The organism is Saccharibacillus sp. CPCC 101409 (assembly GCF_030518235.1).
GTDB lineage: Bacteria > Bacillota > Bacilli > Paenibacillales > Paenibacillaceae > Saccharibacillus.
The window spans coordinates 182,300-198,035 of record NZ_JAULSA010000007.1; the positions used below are offsets into that span (position 1 = coordinate 182,300).

Here is a 15,736-nt window from a genome sequence, read left to right on the forward strand (position 1 = left end):
CCGGACCGAAATGAACTCGGTCCGACCTTTCGATCCTGCCCTGCTGCCCGTCCTGCTTCGATCTTCATTCTGCCGGGCCGTTTACGCCGGCCCGCCGCGGCGCTTCCTCCGCGTCCCCGGTGTGCACCAGATACACCGCGCCGGCCACCGGGACGAAGCCGGCCCGCCATCCCTGCGAAGCGATCAGCTCCAGCAGCTCGTCCAGATTGCTTTCGTGGACTTCGCGAATGCGGCGCAGCTCGGCCGCCGCGGCGGCCCCGTCCGCGCCGCCGGAGCGCGCCCGCCGCTCCAGCTCCGCGACGGCGAGCTGTCGCTGCCCCTCGTGCTCGAACATCGTATCCGCGATGCAGAAGCGGCCGCCGGGCTTCAGCACGCGGCGGATTTCCCGCAGCGCGAGCGGCTTCTGCTCGCCGCTCAGATGATGAAAAGCGTAGCTGCTGACCGCAAAGTCGAAGCTGCCGCTCTCGAACGGCAGATACAGAAAGTTGCCCGGCCGCGCGTCCAGCGCGGGGAACTTGGCGCGGCAGATCTCCAGCATCGCCGCCGATTGATCGACCGCGGCCATGTCCGCGCCGGACTCCGACAGCCGCCCGGCCAGATTGCCGGTGCCGGCGCCGATATCCAGCCCGCGCTCGCCGGCGGCGGGCCGGGTAATCGCGCACACGGCGTCCAGCGCCGCCGCGTAGTGCGGGTGCTCGGGCGAGCCTTCGGCGCCCAGCACCCGGCTGTCGTGCTCCGCCGCGCGCGCGTCGAAGTCCCACACGTCGGTCCAGCCGGCGTGCAGCTCGCGGATATGCTTGAGCTGCGCCGCCATGCCGAACCAGGCTTCTTCGCGGTCCGCGAACGCGGGCACCGATTCTTCGGCCGAATCGCCGCTTCGCTCCAGCATGCGGTCGAGCGTCCGGATATCCCGCCCGATCTGCGTCATCTGCGCGAACAGCATCGAACGCCGCCGCTCCAGCGCCGAGCGCACGGCCGCCTCGGCCGCTGCGGAGTCGCCGCGATCCGGCAGGGCGCCGATCTCTTCGACCGTCAGGCCGATCTCGCGCAGGGCGGCGATCCGTTTCAGCTTGCGTTCGTCGCCCGCGTCGAACACGCGGTAGCCGTTTTCCAAACGCCGCGAAGGCGGCAGCAGCCCTTTCGATTCGTAGAACCGGATCGACCGCGCGGACAGGCCGAGCTTCTCCGCCAGCTCTTTGATGCGCATGCCTCCGGCTTCTTCGCTTGGCATCGTGCGCCTCTTTTCCGCTACGCCTGCGTCTCCGGCCGTACCGCGTCGCGGTAATACAGCCGAAGCAGCAGATCCTGGTTATAGTTGCCGAAGCCGCTGCCGAACAGCGTCACGCCGCCCACATGCTGCGCGTCGCCGTTGACGCCGATGCGCAGCTTCCACTCCCGGCTCCGCGGCGAAAGCTGGTCCAGCGTAACGGAAGACAGCGGCGTGCCGTCCATATAAGTACCGCTGCGATCCACTTTGAGCCTTTTGAGCAGCCCGTATTGATTGATGTCGTTCGGCCACCAGGCCGGCGTCAGATTGCCGCGGCGGTCGCCGTAATCGCCGGGACTCGTCCAGGTGCCCAGCTCGACCCCGTTCAGGTGGAACGTGATATCCGAAGGCCAGTGGGCGTCGATGCCCGGGGCTTCGGAAGAGATTTCCATCGAGATTTCCAGTTCCTCCGGCGTCTGGCTGGACAGCAGGAAGTTCGGCGCGCGGTACTCCACGTATCCCTGCCCGAACCAGAGGATCGAAGCGTTCATCCGCTCCGGCGAGAGGAAGAAGCGGGGGTCGTCGAACTGCCCGATCATGCGCTCCGTGGTGGCGAGGCCGCAGGTCGGATGCACGTCGCTGTCGGTAAAATGCCCGATCGGAACGCTGACCGGATGCACGGAGCGGCGGTCGCTTCCCGGCTGCGGCAGACGGATCTCGATCCGTTCCTCGGCCAGCGAGCAGACTTTGCGCGCGCCGCCGCGTCCGGCCACGCGCTCGGTGCGAATCAGGCCCGCCGTTTCGAGCTTGCGCACGTGCATGGTCATAATGGCGCTGCTCAGGCCCGAGGCTTCGGCCAGCTCCCGTACATTCATCGGCCGCTCGGCGAGCAGCGCAAGCAGGTTCAGGCGCACTTTGCTGGCAAGCGCTTCGTAGACCGGCAGCGATTGTTCGGTGATATCCAGTTCCATAGTTTCCTCCAAAGTGTGGGAAATTTCAGACGGTCCGCTGTCGCTTCGTCTTCTGATTGATCTTCCTACCAGTATATAATGAGCGGCGTTCAAAAGCACGAACATCGAAAGGAACGCTCGCGTTTCGACTGTCGGATTCGGTCGAATTTCGTAAGCTTTCGTTTCATGGCAGGTTTCGCACTTTAATAATGAACAAGTATCGACACGCATCTAGGGCGTGTACGCAAACTCCGAAGGACGCAGATTTAGCTGAATTTTTGTTCTCATCAAGGAACTTTTTCGAAGGCGTGCCGGGGCACGTCAAGGAAACGTGACGTAGAGGAGGGCGAAAAGGCAGCTAAAGATGCACGTCGCTGAGTTTGCGTACACGGCCTAACCTCTTTCAAAAGGAGAACGGTTATGACGTCACCAGAACGGGAATGTTTTTTCTATGTGGGAACTTATTCGCCTTCAGAGACGGAAAGTTTATTTCTGTGCGCCTTGAATTCGGATACGGGGCAGATGAGAATCGTGGCGGGAACGGCGGGGATCGAGAATCCGTCTTATTTGACCGTGAGCCCGGACGGACGCAATCTCTACGCGGTAAGCGAAGTGGAGAAAGGCGAAATCTTCGCGTATTCCATCGACGACCGGACCAAAGAGCTGCATATGATCTGCCGCAAGCCGTCGGAGGGCGCGTATCCGTGCCACCTGGCGCTGACGCCGGACGGCAAAGCGCTGCTCGCGGCCAATTACGGAGGCGGCGTGGTCGCGTTCGGCATCCGGGACCAGGGCGGGCTGGACGAAGCGACGCATGTGAACCACTTCGGCTCCAGCGTGAATGCGCAGCGGCAGAGCGAACCGCATCCGCACGCGTTTGTGCCTTCGCCGGACGGCGCGTATCTGTTCGTGCCTGATCTGGGCACCGACCGGATCGTCAAGTATACGCTGGAGGACGGCCGGCTGTTCAAACAGGGAGAAACGGAGCTTCCGCCGGGAACCGGTCCGAGAACGCTGACGTTTCATGCGCGCCGTAATTGGGCTTACGTCACCGGCGAGCTGAACAGCACGGTCGCCATGTTCGAGTACGAAGCGCACAACGGCCGGCTCAAGCTGCTGGATCAGGCGGAGCTGCTGCCGGAAGACGAAATGGACGATCCGGTCAGCACCGCGGCGCATGTCGCTGTTTCCACCTGCGGCCGTTTTGTATACGCGTCGACCCGGGGGCACGACAGCATCGTCCGCTTCAATATCGACCCGGACAGCGGCCGCCTGGTGTTTCAAGGCAGGGTGCCGGTTCACGGAGCGGAGCCGCGCCACTTTGCGATCGTCGACAGTCATCTGCTGGTGGCGAATCAGGACAGCGGAAATATTGTGTCTTTTCTGATCAATCGGGAGACGGGCGAGCTGACGCCGACGGGCTTCGAACTGAACGCGAACCGCCCGGTCTGCATCTGCAAACTTCCGGTTCCGGAAGGGTCGCAGGGCGCGTAACAGCGAGAACCGCGAGAACCGCGAGAAAGAAGGAGAGGAGAGCGCGGGATGAAAAAATTCGACTACGACCTGGACTACGAGCAGTTGGATCTGCGCGAGCGTCCCGAGCTGTATACAGTCGGCCGCGGCGAGCAGGGCGTGCTGATGGTCCAGCCTTACAAGAACGAGATCCTGCCGCACTGGCGCTTCAAGACTCCCGACATCGCGCGCGAATCGTCGGAGAAAATTTATGCGATGTTCCTGGATTACAAAAAGGCGGACGATTTCGTCGGCATGGACATGGCGCGCAAGTTTCTCCAGATGGGCTATACCCGCGCCAGACGCTATACCAACTACAAAGGCGGCCGCAAATACGCGGAGAACGGCACGCTGTCCCTGCAAAAAGGCGACCCCGCCAAAGCGGAATCCGCGGCGATTTTTAAAGAAGTATGGGAGAAAGCGAAGACCGACGCCGACTATTTGCGGATGAAAGAGCGTCATATAAGCGATTACGAAACCGGTTGAGGGAGAAAGTACGGATGAAGGAACGGGAAGCGAGAGGTGGAAAAGTGCCGGGCCGCGCGATCGACGGAACGGTAACTGGTTTCAATTCGATGTTCGGTTTCGCCCGTAAACCTCATCTCGAACGCGGTCAATGTACAGGTGTCGGAAGACTTCTTGTTTACTTTTGGATTGTTATAAAAAGGACCTTCGTTTCCCGTTTTTAAAGCGGTAGACGAAGGTCTTTTGGCGTGGAAAAGAAGCCGGCGCTGTGTCATTGCTGCATATGCGCATTAAATCCGGCTTTTTGCGATAAAAAATATACGATTGTTGCCTATTGGCATTATTTTCGAAGGGAATCCGGCTTTTTAAAAAGAATTGGACAGGGATTGCGCAAATTTGCTGCGGATATGCATCAATGGGGGCAAGAGGAAGATTGCGGGTAGACGAATAGCGCATGCCGGATGCCGCGGGTGCGCATCCGGCTTCGATTGGATCGAAAGCGATCCGGTCGCTTTGAATTTGCAAGCGTTTAAGCGTTGAAGATCAGGCCCGGCGCGGAGACAAGGCCGTCTCCTGTTCGGCCGGGCCGGCTTCGCCGCCGCGGGTCTCCGCGGCCGAAGCGGTGCCGCTTTGCGCCGGCGCTTCGGAGCGGGCCGCGCGGCTGCGCGGCTGCGGCGCGGCCTGCTCGTGCGCGCCGTCCGGCGTCGGCGCGGCAGTGCCTTCGGCCCGGCTGCCGCGGGCCGGGAGACCTTCCGGCTGCGCCGAAGCCGGGCGCAGCTGCGGCGAGCGCCCGGCGTAAGGGCGCTCCCGCCGCTTGGCGGCGGCGGGGCGCAGCGCGGCGAAGCCTAACGCCGCGAGCGCCAGCTGCGCGCCCAGCAGCCACGGCGCCGCTTCCGCGCCCAGCGCCGGGTTCAGCAGCGCCGGAGCCGCCGCCGCCAGCGGCAGCAGCCGCCGCAGCGCGGGCCGTTCGGCCCGGTAGCCCGGCTCAAGCAGCCGGGCGGCGAGCAGTGCCGCCAGCAGCCAGGACAGCAGGCGGCACAACGGAAGGAGCGGGGAGCCGTCAAGCTCCGGCTCCCGGGCGAACTGCATCCCGGCGGCAGCCGCGCCGCCCAGCAGCGCGGGCGCAAGCGCCGGCTTCAGCAGCCGGAGAAAACCTCCGCCCCACGACGGGCGCTCCTCGCGTTCCAGCAGCTCGCCGAGCTCGTGGCGGGTGCGTTCCAGCTCGCGGTGCAGCGCGTCGTGCAGCTGCGGCAGCCGGTCCTGCTCGCCGCCGTCCAGATACAGCGCGATATGGCCGTCCAGCTCCGGCGTGAAGCCCTGGATGCCCTGGCAGATATGCAGCCCGCCGCGCAGCCGGCTGTCCAATTCCGCGGCCGGTTTGCGCTCCGCGGCCAGCTTTTCCTCGGCCAGGGCGACCGCCGAGCCGTACGCTTCGAGCGCGAAGCGCAGCCGGTGTTCGCGGTGCTGCGCTCTGCGGCTCAGCGCTTTGCGCGTTTGTTCGTAGATCCATATGGCAAAAGCGGCCGCGGCCGCCCAGATGTACGTTTCCATCCCGATTCGCCTTCCTCTCGCGTAAACCCTCGTATCCACTATTACACAAGCGAGAGGCCGGTTCAAGCGCCAAAGCGAAGCGAACGTAGACAAGCAAAGGCTGCTCGCGTACAATTCGACTCGGTGAAGGCGCGCGGCGAAAACAGCGTCCGCGCGCAAAACGGGTAAAAGAAGAAAGAAAAGGCCGCGGACGAAGCCGCACAGTCCGGCGCGGCCGGGCGAAGCTTCGCTGCCAGAGACTTCGCCGTCACAGCCGGAGCAGCTCAATCCGGCCGCCCGGGCGGCCGAACGAAAGGAAGGAAATTATAATGATGAAGATTTTGGTACTCGGTGCCGGCGGGACAATCGGCCGCCGCATCGTAGAAGAAGCGTTGAACCGCAAATGCGAGGTAAAAGCGCTGCTGCGCGACCCTTCGCTGATCGGCGCGCAGCACGACGAGCTGACCGCGCTGAAAGGCGATCTGCTGGAGCCGGGAGAAGTCGCGCGCGCCGCGGCCGGCTGCGATGCGGTCGTCAGCGCGTTCGGCCTGGAAGCCGGCGAAGGCCGGATGCTTGCGGAAGCCGCGCGCATGATCGTGGAAGGCACGCGTGCCGCGGGCGTAGAGCGCCTGATCGTGGCCGGCGGAGCGGGCACGCTGTTCGCGTCGCCGGGCGTCCGGCTGATGGATACCCCGGACTACCCGGAAGAGCTTCGCCCGCTGGCGCTGGCGCATGCCGAAGCTTACGAGATTTATGCGCGGAGCGATCTGGACTGGACTTACGCCAGTCCGGCCGCCTGGATCGAACCGGGCCGCCGCACCGGCAATTTCCGTATCGGCACGATGCTGCTCGTGACCGACGACGAAGGCCACAGCCGGATCAGCGCCGAAGACTTCGCCGCCGCGCTGATCGACGAGCTGGACGATCCCAACTTTATCCGCTCGCGCTTTACCGTCGCGTATTGATTCGAACGGCTTATACACGTTCCGGCCGTTCCGGCTGCCGGGAATGCCGCGGCCCGGCCGACAAGTTCGTAGGTGGAGCCGGAGCAATAGCTCTCCGCCCGGTCTATCTTCATCCTTTTCAATAAGAAAGGAGCCGAAAGCCTTTATGCAAATCGTAACGTCGCAGCAGATGAAACAAATCGACCGGTATACCATCGAGGAACTGGGCGTTCCTTCGCTGTCTTTGATGGAAGTCGCCGGCCGCGCCGTCGCCGAAGAAGTGTTGGACCTGTGCCGGAGCCGGACGGGAGATCCGGCTTCGCGCGCCCGGCGCGGGCGTCTCGCCGGACAGGAGGCGGGCATCCGGCCCGACGGATCGCCCAAGCGCGGCGTGACTTCGGACTCGCCGATCCTGGAAGACGATACGCTGCCCCGCCTGGAAGGGGCGGACGAAGAGCACTGGCTGGTGCTTGCCGGCAAAGGCAACAACGGAGGCGACGGTCTGGCCGCCGCCCGCTATCTCCAGGACGCGGGCGTGCAGGTTACGATCCTCTGCGCGGAAAGCGCGGACCGCTTCTCGGAGGAAGCGGCCGCGCAGTTCCAAGCGGCCGGGAAGTCCGGCATCCCGGTGCTGGATGCGCCGGAAGATCCGGCGGCCGCGGATTTCGGCGGCTATACGGGCCTGGTCGACGCCCTGCTGGGCGTCGGGGCGAGCGGCGAACCGCGCGAGCCGTATGCCGGCCTGATCCGGGCGGCCAACGGCAGCGGGCTGCCGATCGTGGCGGCCGACGTGCCGAGCGGCCTGAACGCCGATACCGGGCAGGTCGCGGAAGCCTGCATCGCGGCGACCCGGACGGTGTGCATCGCTTTTCTCAAGGCGGGACTGACCCAGCATCCGGGCGCGGCGGCGGCGGGCGAAGTGAGGGTACGCGCCGTCGGCATCCCGAAGCTTGCCGCGAACCGGATCGAAGATCCGCCTTACGCGCACTTGATTACGGAGCGTTCGCTGCGCGAAACGCTTGAGATCGACACTTCGCGGAAGCGCGAAGAAGACAGCAACAAAGGCACATACGGTCACGTGCTCGTCGTGGGCGGCAGCCGGCTGATGACCGGCGCCGGATTTATGTGCTCGCGCGCCGCGCTGCGCATCGGCAGCGGACTCGTGACCTGGGCGCTGCCCAAAGCGCTGCTGCCGAGCGTAGTCGGCCATGTGCCCGAGCTGATGGTCGCCGAAGCGTCGGACGACGCAGGCGGCGAATGGAACCGCGATTCGGCGGGCAGGGTCCTGAAGCTGACGGAGAAGATGGACGTGCTCGCCGTCGGTTCGGGCCTCGGCCGCTTCGACGGCGACCTGGACTGGCTGCGCCAAATATGGACGCAGTCCGAACTGCCGCTTGTGATCGACGCGGACGGGCTGAATATCCTGTCCGAAGCCGGCGAGAAGCTGACGGATTGGGGACGGCGCGAGAATGTCTTGCTGACGCCGCATCCCGGCGAGATGGGCCGCCTGCTCGGCGTTCCCACGCGCGAAGTCCAGCGTGACCGCATCGGCGCGGCCCGAAACTACGCCATGAAATACGGCGTTACCCTGGTGCTCAAAGGCGCCCGCACCGTCATCGCCGCCCCGGACGGCCGGATCTTCGTCAACACCACCGGCCATCCCGGCATGTCCACCGGAGGTACCGGCGACGTCCTGACCGGCGTGATCTCCGGCCTGATCGCCCAGGGACTGTCTCCCGTGCAGGCGTCTTCCTTCGGCGCATACCTGCACGGCAGAGCCGGCGAACAAGCCGCCGAACGCCGCTCGAACCCCGCCTCCATCCTGGCCGGCGACCTGATCGAAGAGCTGTAATTCGGCGGGAAATAAACAGGCGATGAACCAGAGAAGATTTTCAAAGAGCCGTGCCAAAAGCAGACCCAAATTTGAAGGACTGTCCCCAAAGCCGTAAATCAGGCGGGGGACAGTCCCTTTTTTCTTGCGCATCTTTTCCCAAATAGAATCCTGAATAGAAACAGAACCCGGGTGGAAAAAATGCTGCGTATGTGCATCGTTTTTTACGAAAACGAGCCTTTACAGCTCTCAATGTTGCGCAGGTACATCATTTCCGCCGTTTTCCCACCCTAAAGGCCGAAATCGTTGGAAAATGATGCGCACCTGCAACATTTCGCAAGATATAATCCTTCTTTCGAAAAAATGATGCACCTCCACAACATTGAACCCGAATAGTAAGCTTTCTTCGAATCGTTTTTCTTTTACAGCCGTGCAAAGCCATACCTCTCATCGAGACAACTCACTTGGAGGCTCAGGCGCCGAACCCGCTAGATCCACGATCTACGATCCGCCGAAGCCTCGATTCAGTAAAGCCCCGAAAAGTTCCCCGAATGAAGCCCGCCGGAACCCAGACAGCCGCCCATTCCCGCAGATCTGCCCTTATCTTGCTAGGATCTGCCCTTGTCTTGCCCGGGTCTGACCGCACTCCGCTTCGATACCCAGTATCGAAGCTGTCCTATACCCTCCACCCAAAAAACCGGCTCTCCATCTCGTAGGGATGGAGAGCCGGTTTTGGCTTTTCAAGAACATCGGCGAAAATGCTAAGGCGGAGGGGGAGTTCGTGTAGGAGCGATAGCGTTCGCCTTTGAAATTGGGAAGATACCACCTAAATCTAATCAGTCTTCCCGATTTCAACACGCGACCGAAACGAACTCCCCCGGAGCCGCCCCACTTTTTCACACCAAATGTCAAATGAAAAACCAAAACTCTCCATCCCAAAGAGATGGAGAGCCGGTTGCCACTTTTATACCCGGAACGTAGCCACCGACAGGTGGAGCTGATCCGCGAGTTGGGCGAGCGATTGGGACGAAGAAGCCGTTTGTTCGCTGGCTGCGGCCGATTCTTCGCTGGCGGACGCGATGCCGCTGAGCGTGTGCATCACTTCGGCCGTTTGCGCGGCCTGCTGTTCGCTGGCCGCGGCGATGCCGTTGACCTTGAGGGACGTGTTGCCGACGCGTTCGATAATATCGTTGAAGGCGCGGCCGGATTCCCCGGCGTGCTTCAGGTTGTTGCCGACAGCCGATACGCTGTGTTCGATATTGAGCTGCATCGAGCGGATAATCGTCGTGATTTCTTTCGTTGCCGCTCCGCTGCGTTCCGCAAGTTTACGTACTTCGTCCGCGACTACGGCGAAGCCGAGACCGGATTCTCCGGCGCGGGCCGCTTCGATGGCGGCGTTGAGCGCGAGCAGGTTGGTTTGGGCGGAGATATCGTCGATCACGTTGATAATGTCGCCGATCTTGGCGGAATGTTCTTCAAGTTTGCCGACCTGGGACGTCACGTCTTCCATGCTGTCGAGAGCGAGCTGGATCGTTTCGCCGCCCACCTGGGCCATTTCAACCGTGGCGTTGGACAGTTCGGCCGCGTCTTCGGCGCCTTTTGCCACGTCTTCGATCGCGATCGCCATATCTTTGAACAGTTCGTTGATCGAGCGGGCGGATTGAAGCTGCATCGACGTTCCGCCTGCGATTTGCTGGGTGCTGGCCGAGATTTGCTGCGAGGAAGCGGCTACATTTTGGGCGGAATCCTGGATGCCGCCGATCAGTTCGGACAGCGTGTCGACCATTTTGTTGACGGACAGGGACAGTTCGCCGACTTCGTCTTTCGCTTTGTAATCGGACTTTTCACGCAGATCGCCGTTGGCGATATTTTTGAGCACATTGCCGATCTTTTTAACCGGTTTGCTGATCATGGAAGTGACGAGAAGAACGAAGACGATGCCGAGAACGATGGAGAGCGCGAGAATGGCAAGAGTCCAGTTGAAAGCCTGGCCGACATCGGCCTGCGCGTCCGCATCGGTTGCGGCAGCCTGCTGATCGTTGATTACGCCGAGCTTTTCGATCGATTCGTACAGCAGTTTGCTGGTCGGGCCGACTTCTTCGGTCACGTATTTCTGGAAAGCGGCATTGGTCGACGTTTCCGCGATTTCTACGGCTTTGCTGTAGAGATCCTGATAGTCGGCCCAGTATTTGTCGAAATCGGCCAACAGTTTATTTTCCTCCGCGTTCAGCGGGCTTTTGCGGTAATCGTTCATGCTTGCCGTGACCTGCTCGCTGAGCGGCGCGATCGTATCGGCGATTTCTTTCTTCGCGGCCTGTGTGTCGGCAATCGCGATATCGCGGGAAGTAACGCGAAGTTTGAGCAGCCCTGTTTCCGTAGCGGCGAGCTGGCGAATCGGAATCATGTTGTCGCTGTAAAGCTGATTGAGATTTTCTTTCATCATGTTGATGTTGACGAGGCCGTATAATCCGACGCCTGCCGTTGCCAGAGTCATCACGACCACGACTACCATAAGCTTTGTAAAGATTTTCCGATTTCTGAACCACCGCATCCTGATCACTCCGTTTTATTTATTTGAGCTTGCCGCCCTGGTTTTTTCTGCTGCGTTGATATAAGTATTTTCGTCAGCCCATTCGTGTTTTTTAAGCCCCAAATCTCAGAATTGTAAAAAAATATAGTTTTTTCGCTTTCAAATCCATCCGGAATGTTCAATTGTGAAAAAGTAGAAAAAGGCCGCCTGCGCCTCTTAAGAGAGCAAACGGCCATACAAGAAAATTGTGTGAACAAGCAACCGGGCAAAACCCGATTTTCAAGCTTCTAAAGGGGCTTTTTTTAAATATCGGCGTGAAAAAGCCCTGCCCGGCCGGCGGGAACTTCGAGCATTTCCCGTCCGCCCATATAAGGACGCAGCGCGGGAGGGAGGTAGATCGAACCGTCCGCGCGCTGGTGATTCTCGATCAGCGGAATAAGCAGGCGCGGAGTGGCGGCGGCGGTATTGTTCAGCGTATGGCAGTAACGGAGCTTGCCGTCTTCGCCGCGGTAGCGCAGTCCGGCTCGGCGCGCCTGGAAGTCGCCGACGTTCGACGACGAATGCGTTTCGCCGTACGCGTCCCGGCCCGGCATCCAGGTTTCGAGATCGTACTGTTTGTAATTCTTCTGCGACATGTCCCCGATACAAACGGCGACTTTGCGATAAGGAAGCTCCAGCAGGTCCAGCAGATTTTCGGCGTTCCGGGTAATTTCCTGCAATAAAGCTTCCGATTCTTCCGCCTCGCCTCGACAGATGACGATCTGCTCGACTTTGGCGAATTGATGCACCCGGTACAGTCCGCGCACGTCGCGGCCGGCCGAACCCACCTCGCTGCGGAAGCAGGTCGAGACGCCGGCGGCGCGGATCGGTTCGGCCGGATCGAGGATCTCGTCCGAATAGTAGGCGATCAGCGGAACTTCCGACGTCCCGACCAGCCAGGCGTCTTCGCCTTCGATCCGGTATGCCTGATCCTGGCCGGTCGGGAAAAAGCCCGTATCGCGCATTGCTTTGGTTCGAACCATCAGCGGCACGTCCATCGCGGTGAAGCCCCGGTCTTCGAGCAGGTCGAGCGCAAGCTGCTGCACGGCGCGGTGCAAACGCAGTCCGTCGCCTTTGAGAAAATAGCTTCGCGTTCCGGCCACCTTGACGCCGCGCTCCAGATCGAACAAACGATGCAGCTCGCCCAATTCGACATGGTCGCGCGGCGTAAAGTCGAATTGTGTCGGAATACCGACCATGCTCAGTGTCACATTGTCGGCGTCCGAAGCGCCGGCGGGAGTATCCGGCGACACCAAATTCGGCACCCGGTCCATCAAATAACGGTAACGATGCAGCACCGTTTGCAGTTCGTTTTCGATATGTTCCAGCTTGGCTTTCTCCGTCCGGACTTCCTGCTTCAGCCGCTGCATATCGCTGCGGTCGCCGCCGGCCATGCCGCCGATCTCCCGGCTGAGCCGGTTGCGCCGCTCGCGCAGCGCTTCGGCTTCCGCCGCCAGGCTCCGCCTGCGGTCGTCCGTTTCCAGCAGTTCGCGGATCGAGATCGCGATCCCTTTGCCGTCCGCCGCCGTTTGAAACTCCGCTTCCCGTTCCCGAATGTCCCGAATGTCCATCATGTGCATGCACGCTCCTCGAATGATTGATAGAAAAACACAAAAAACGCCCTCTCGTTTGGGACGAGGGGCGTTCAATCATACGCTCGCGGTGCCACCCAATTTGACCGCTTCCGATAAGGAAACGATCCGCTCTGGATTATCGCGATAACGGGCGAACCCCGGTTGACTTAGGCGGCGGGCGCAGGCTTCGAAGCGAAGCGGCGCCGGCCCTTGACGAAAACGCCTCGGAGTTGGATTCTCGTCATCGGCATACTGGGTGTATTGAAATTATGGTTTTCAGTATAGCGCGCGGGCCGGGCGAGGTCAACCCCGAACGGCGGATCGGATCGTTCCGGCATGCGTATCTATATAATAGAAGAAACTAGTCGAATGATGTCGTTTTTAGTCTGTGACCAACCTGCGAAAAAGCGGGTTTTTGTCGATTGCAACCGGACTTCCACAAAGGAAAACACAAAAAAGGACCCGGATTCGGGGGAATCCGGGTCGAGATTAGGAGGGGAAAAAGGTATTGGGAAGCGGGTTCCGGCAGGCGTCGGCCGGGGGAGCCGAAGCGGCCGGAAAGCCGCGGAAAACCGGTTGCAAAGCTCGATAAAGTACTAGTTAAGCGCTGATTGCGTTATAGCGGCACGAAAGTTCTTCGAACCATGCTTTGTCCTTGAGCTGCAGCGCGAGATCGATCAGGTTGTTCAGTTCGCTGCGCTCCAGTTCGACCTGGTCGTTGAAGCTGATGCTGGCGGTAATCGAGATGCGTTCCTGCGCATCCGGGGACAGATCGATGTCGACGTTTACTTCGACTTCGGCGTCCATGTATTCTTTCTTCAGGAAGTAGATCACTTCGCAAAGGATAACCGGTCTGACGTAGCTTTCGAACGCGCAGTCCATCACTTTGACCCAGTAGTGCGGATTGGAGAAATGCAGCATGCGTTCGTCGGCGGCGTCGTGGCCGTTGTAGATATCCTGGGTCAGTTCGAGCAGAACCGGCTCGGCTTCGAAGAAGTTGGCGATTTGTTTGCGAAGGACTTCCGTAATTCTTTGCGTGTTCAGTGTGATCATATGACTGCACCTCTCTCTGGGTATTTTGTCGTTTTTGTGATTGTTGACGATTTTGTCGATTCTGCGGCTGCTTTGTCGATTTTTGTTGTTGTTTTGCTTCGTTGACTTATTTATCGGCGCTCCGAAACGAAAGTTTATAGCTTTTGTTAAAAAGATTTCGCAAAATCTACTTTTAAAAGATTAATAGGAAGATCTTCCGATGGGGGCGAGCTGTCCCGAACGCAAAAAAGTACCGATGGTCCCAGAGGACCAACGGTACTTAGAAAAACCAGGGATAGGGTCTTACTTATCGAGCTTCGGCAGTTTCTCCGCCTGTTCCTGCACTTCGCGGATCGGTTCTTCCTGCGCTTTCACTTCAACCTTCTTCGAAGTGAACCAGCCGATCAGCGCAATGGAGACGAGTACGATATAGAAGGTCGCTTTCCAAACGGTGCCTTCGACAAAGTCGTGCGGCACGAGGCCGATCGCTTCGTGACCCAGCGTGTGCATGCCGAGCTTAACGCCTACCCAGCCGACGATGACGAAAGCGGCCGTTTCAAGACCCGGACGGGAATGCAGCAGGCCGACGAACAGGTTCGCCGCGAAACGCATAATGACGAGACCGATAAAACCGCCGGCGAAAATGACTGCGAATTGTCCCGCGTCCAGACCGCCGATCGAGCCCAGATTGGTCGGAGGGAGCGCGACCGCCAGAGCGACCGCCGCCAGGATGGAGTCGACCGCGAACGCCAGGTCCGCCAGCTCGACTTTGAATACGACGCCCCAGAAGCTGACTTTTTTCTTGCCGACGCCTTTGCCTTCCGCAGACTCTTCGGCTTCTTCCGTTTCCGACTTGCGATTGCGAATCGCTTTAATGATATGATTCAACGAGATGAACAGCAGGTACGCCGCTCCGATCGCCTGAATCCACCAGACGTCGACGAGGAACGAGATAATGAACAGGGAACCGAACCGCAGCACGAATGCTCCGACAAGACCGTAGAACAGAGCTTTCTTGCGCTGTTCTTCCGGGAGGGGCTTGACCATGATCGCCAGCACCAGCGCGTTATCCGCGGCCAGCAGGCCCTCCAGGGCGATAAGTACGAGCAGTACCCATCCGTATTCCAGCAGCAACGACATTTCCATAAGCTTCTCTCCTTTTTATGTGGGATTGCGATCCCTTTCGCCTACGAAAGACCCCAATAAAACAAAAGAGACTTTTACCGCTTCGGATATGTATGCCCGTAAAGGAACAAACATAACCCAAAGCGGTAAAAGTCTCGCTAACAACGATGGTTGCCAACAAAGCCGGGGATACGATCCCGTACTGACGACTTTGCTGTAAAAGCTACTCCCTCTTACCCGGTTAAGGAAAGATCAAGTATGAAGTTGGGGTCTTTCGTAAAGTTAAGCTTATCTTACCCGATGCCGTATCACTTGTCAACAATTAAAGGTTAAACTGGATGAATATAGATATAAATTGACATAGTCCAAACTTACACATCGAAAAGTTACATAACCGGACGCCGTCTGCCGAAACAACGGACAGCGGCAGCAGAGCGTCTCCGCTACACCGGAACGGCCTGCCGCTCCCACAGCACGACCCCGCCGCTTGCCAGGCTTTCCGGAATGCGGATCAGCCGCTGATTGGAGCTGCCGCGATACAGGAGGGACACGTCGCGCAGCCCCTGCTCGAACCGGCCGTCGACCAGCACCTGGCCGCGCCGCAGCAGTTGGTATTCGTCCGAATCGGGATCGCTCGTCAGCTGCTCGTACGTATAGCCGGTGTACATCCAGACGTCGAGCCCGGGGATGCTCTCGCGCGCCAGATCGATAAACGCCGCCGCTTCGTCCGCCGAGAAGAACGGATCGCCCCCGGCCAGCGTCAGCCCGTCCAGCAGCGGATTGTCCGCCATTTCGCGAATAATCTCCCGCTGGCGGGTTTCGTCGAATACTTCGCCGTAATTGAAATTCCACGTTTGCGGGCTGAAACATCCCGGGCAGCGATGCCTGCAGCCGCTGAGGAAGATCGACGCGCGAAGCCCTTCGCCTTCGTTGATCGATTCGGGATAATAACCGCAGATGTTCATGATTGACGCGCCTCCTTTTGCCGCCCTAGCCT

The 15,736-nt window shown here is 60.0% G+C and carries 13 protein-coding genes; 5 read left to right on the plus strand and 8 right to left on the minus strand.

From position 1 onward, the window contains the following. Positions 1–64: 64 nt before the first annotated feature. Positions 65–1,231 carry a MerR family transcriptional regulator gene (locus QWJ34_RS16630; protein WP_302729550.1) on the minus strand — a complete coding sequence of 389 codons (1,167 nt, stop codon included), beginning with the start codon at positions 1,229–1,231 and terminating at the stop codon, positions 65–67. A gap of 17 nt (positions 1,232–1,248) precedes the next feature. Beyond that, entirely contained in the window at positions 1,249–2,178 is a 930-nt protein-coding gene (locus QWJ34_RS16635; protein WP_302729552.1) for an ArsR/SmtB family transcription factor, read from the minus strand. Positions 2,179–2,577: 399 nt separating this feature from the next. On the opposite strand from QWJ34_RS16635, the gene QWJ34_RS16640 reads away from it, so the two are divergent. The 3 genes from QWJ34_RS16640 to QWJ34_RS16650 are packed head-to-tail and all read left to right on the plus strand — an operon-like array spanning position 2,578 to position 4,358. Continuing rightward, positions 2,578–3,651: a lactonase family protein gene (locus tag QWJ34_RS16640; RefSeq protein WP_302729554.1), complete on the plus strand. Its 1,074-nt coding sequence runs from the start codon at positions 2,578–2,580 to the stop codon at positions 3,649–3,651. 48 nt (positions 3,652–3,699) lie between these two features. Then, a complete protein-coding gene (locus QWJ34_RS16645; protein ID WP_302729556.1) occupies positions 3,700–4,155 on the plus strand; it encodes a DUF4385 domain-containing protein in 456 nt (151 codons plus the stop codon). A gap of 14 nt (positions 4,156–4,169) precedes the next feature. Then, positions 4,170–4,358 carry a hypothetical protein gene (locus tag QWJ34_RS16650; RefSeq protein WP_302729557.1) on the plus strand — a complete coding sequence of 63 codons (189 nt, stop codon included), beginning with the start codon at positions 4,170–4,172 and terminating at the stop codon, positions 4,356–4,358. Positions 4,359–4,677: 319 nt separating this feature from the next. Here QWJ34_RS16650 and QWJ34_RS16655 read toward each other — a convergent pair whose 3' ends face one another. Further along, positions 4,678–5,685: a hypothetical protein gene (locus QWJ34_RS16655; protein WP_302729558.1), complete on the minus strand. Its 1,008-nt coding sequence runs from the start codon at positions 5,683–5,685 to the stop codon at positions 4,678–4,680. Positions 5,686–5,996: 311 nt separating this feature from the next. On the opposite strand from QWJ34_RS16655, the gene QWJ34_RS16660 reads away from it, so the two are divergent. Both QWJ34_RS16660 and QWJ34_RS16665 read left to right on the plus strand, forming a co-directional pair. Next, entirely contained in the window at positions 5,997–6,629 is a 633-nt protein-coding gene (locus QWJ34_RS16660; protein ID WP_302729638.1) for an NAD(P)-dependent oxidoreductase, read from the plus strand. A gap of 145 nt (positions 6,630–6,774) precedes the next feature. Further along, on the plus strand, positions 6,775–8,460 hold the full coding sequence (locus QWJ34_RS16665; RefSeq protein ID WP_302729559.1) for an NAD(P)H-hydrate dehydratase: 1,686 nt from the start codon (positions 6,775–6,777) through the stop codon (positions 8,458–8,460). Positions 8,461–9,403: 943 nt separating this feature from the next. Here QWJ34_RS16665 and QWJ34_RS16670 read toward each other — a convergent pair. The 5 genes from QWJ34_RS16670 to nrdG all read right to left on the minus strand — a co-directional run bounded on the left by QWJ34_RS16670 (position 9,404) and on the right by nrdG (position 15,704). Further along, positions 9,404–10,990, minus strand: coding sequence for a methyl-accepting chemotaxis protein (locus QWJ34_RS16670; RefSeq protein ID WP_302729561.1), 1,587 nt, complete (start codon positions 10,988–10,990; stop codon positions 9,404–9,406). Between the two features lie 281 nt (positions 10,991–11,271). Continuing rightward, positions 11,272–12,582 carry a serine--tRNA ligase gene (gene serS / locus QWJ34_RS16675; RefSeq protein WP_302729562.1) on the minus strand — a complete coding sequence of 437 codons (1,311 nt, stop codon included), beginning with the start codon at positions 12,580–12,582 and terminating at the stop codon, positions 11,272–11,274. A gap of 600 nt (positions 12,583–13,182) precedes the next feature. Continuing rightward, positions 13,183–13,635 (minus strand): IDEAL domain-containing protein, encoded by a 453-nt coding sequence (locus QWJ34_RS16680; RefSeq protein WP_302729564.1) that lies wholly within the window; start codon positions 13,633–13,635, stop codon positions 13,183–13,185. 282 nt (positions 13,636–13,917) lie between these two features. Continuing rightward, entirely contained in the window at positions 13,918–14,760 is an 843-nt protein-coding gene (locus QWJ34_RS16685; protein ID WP_302729566.1) for a TerC family protein, read from the minus strand. A 422-nt stretch (positions 14,761–15,182) separates the two neighbouring features. Further along, positions 15,183–15,704 carry an anaerobic ribonucleoside-triphosphate reductase activating protein gene (nrdG, locus tag QWJ34_RS16690; RefSeq protein WP_302729567.1) on the minus strand — a complete coding sequence of 174 codons (522 nt, stop codon included), beginning with the start codon at positions 15,702–15,704 and terminating at the stop codon, positions 15,183–15,185. Between the last annotated feature and the right edge of the window lie 32 nt (positions 15,705–15,736).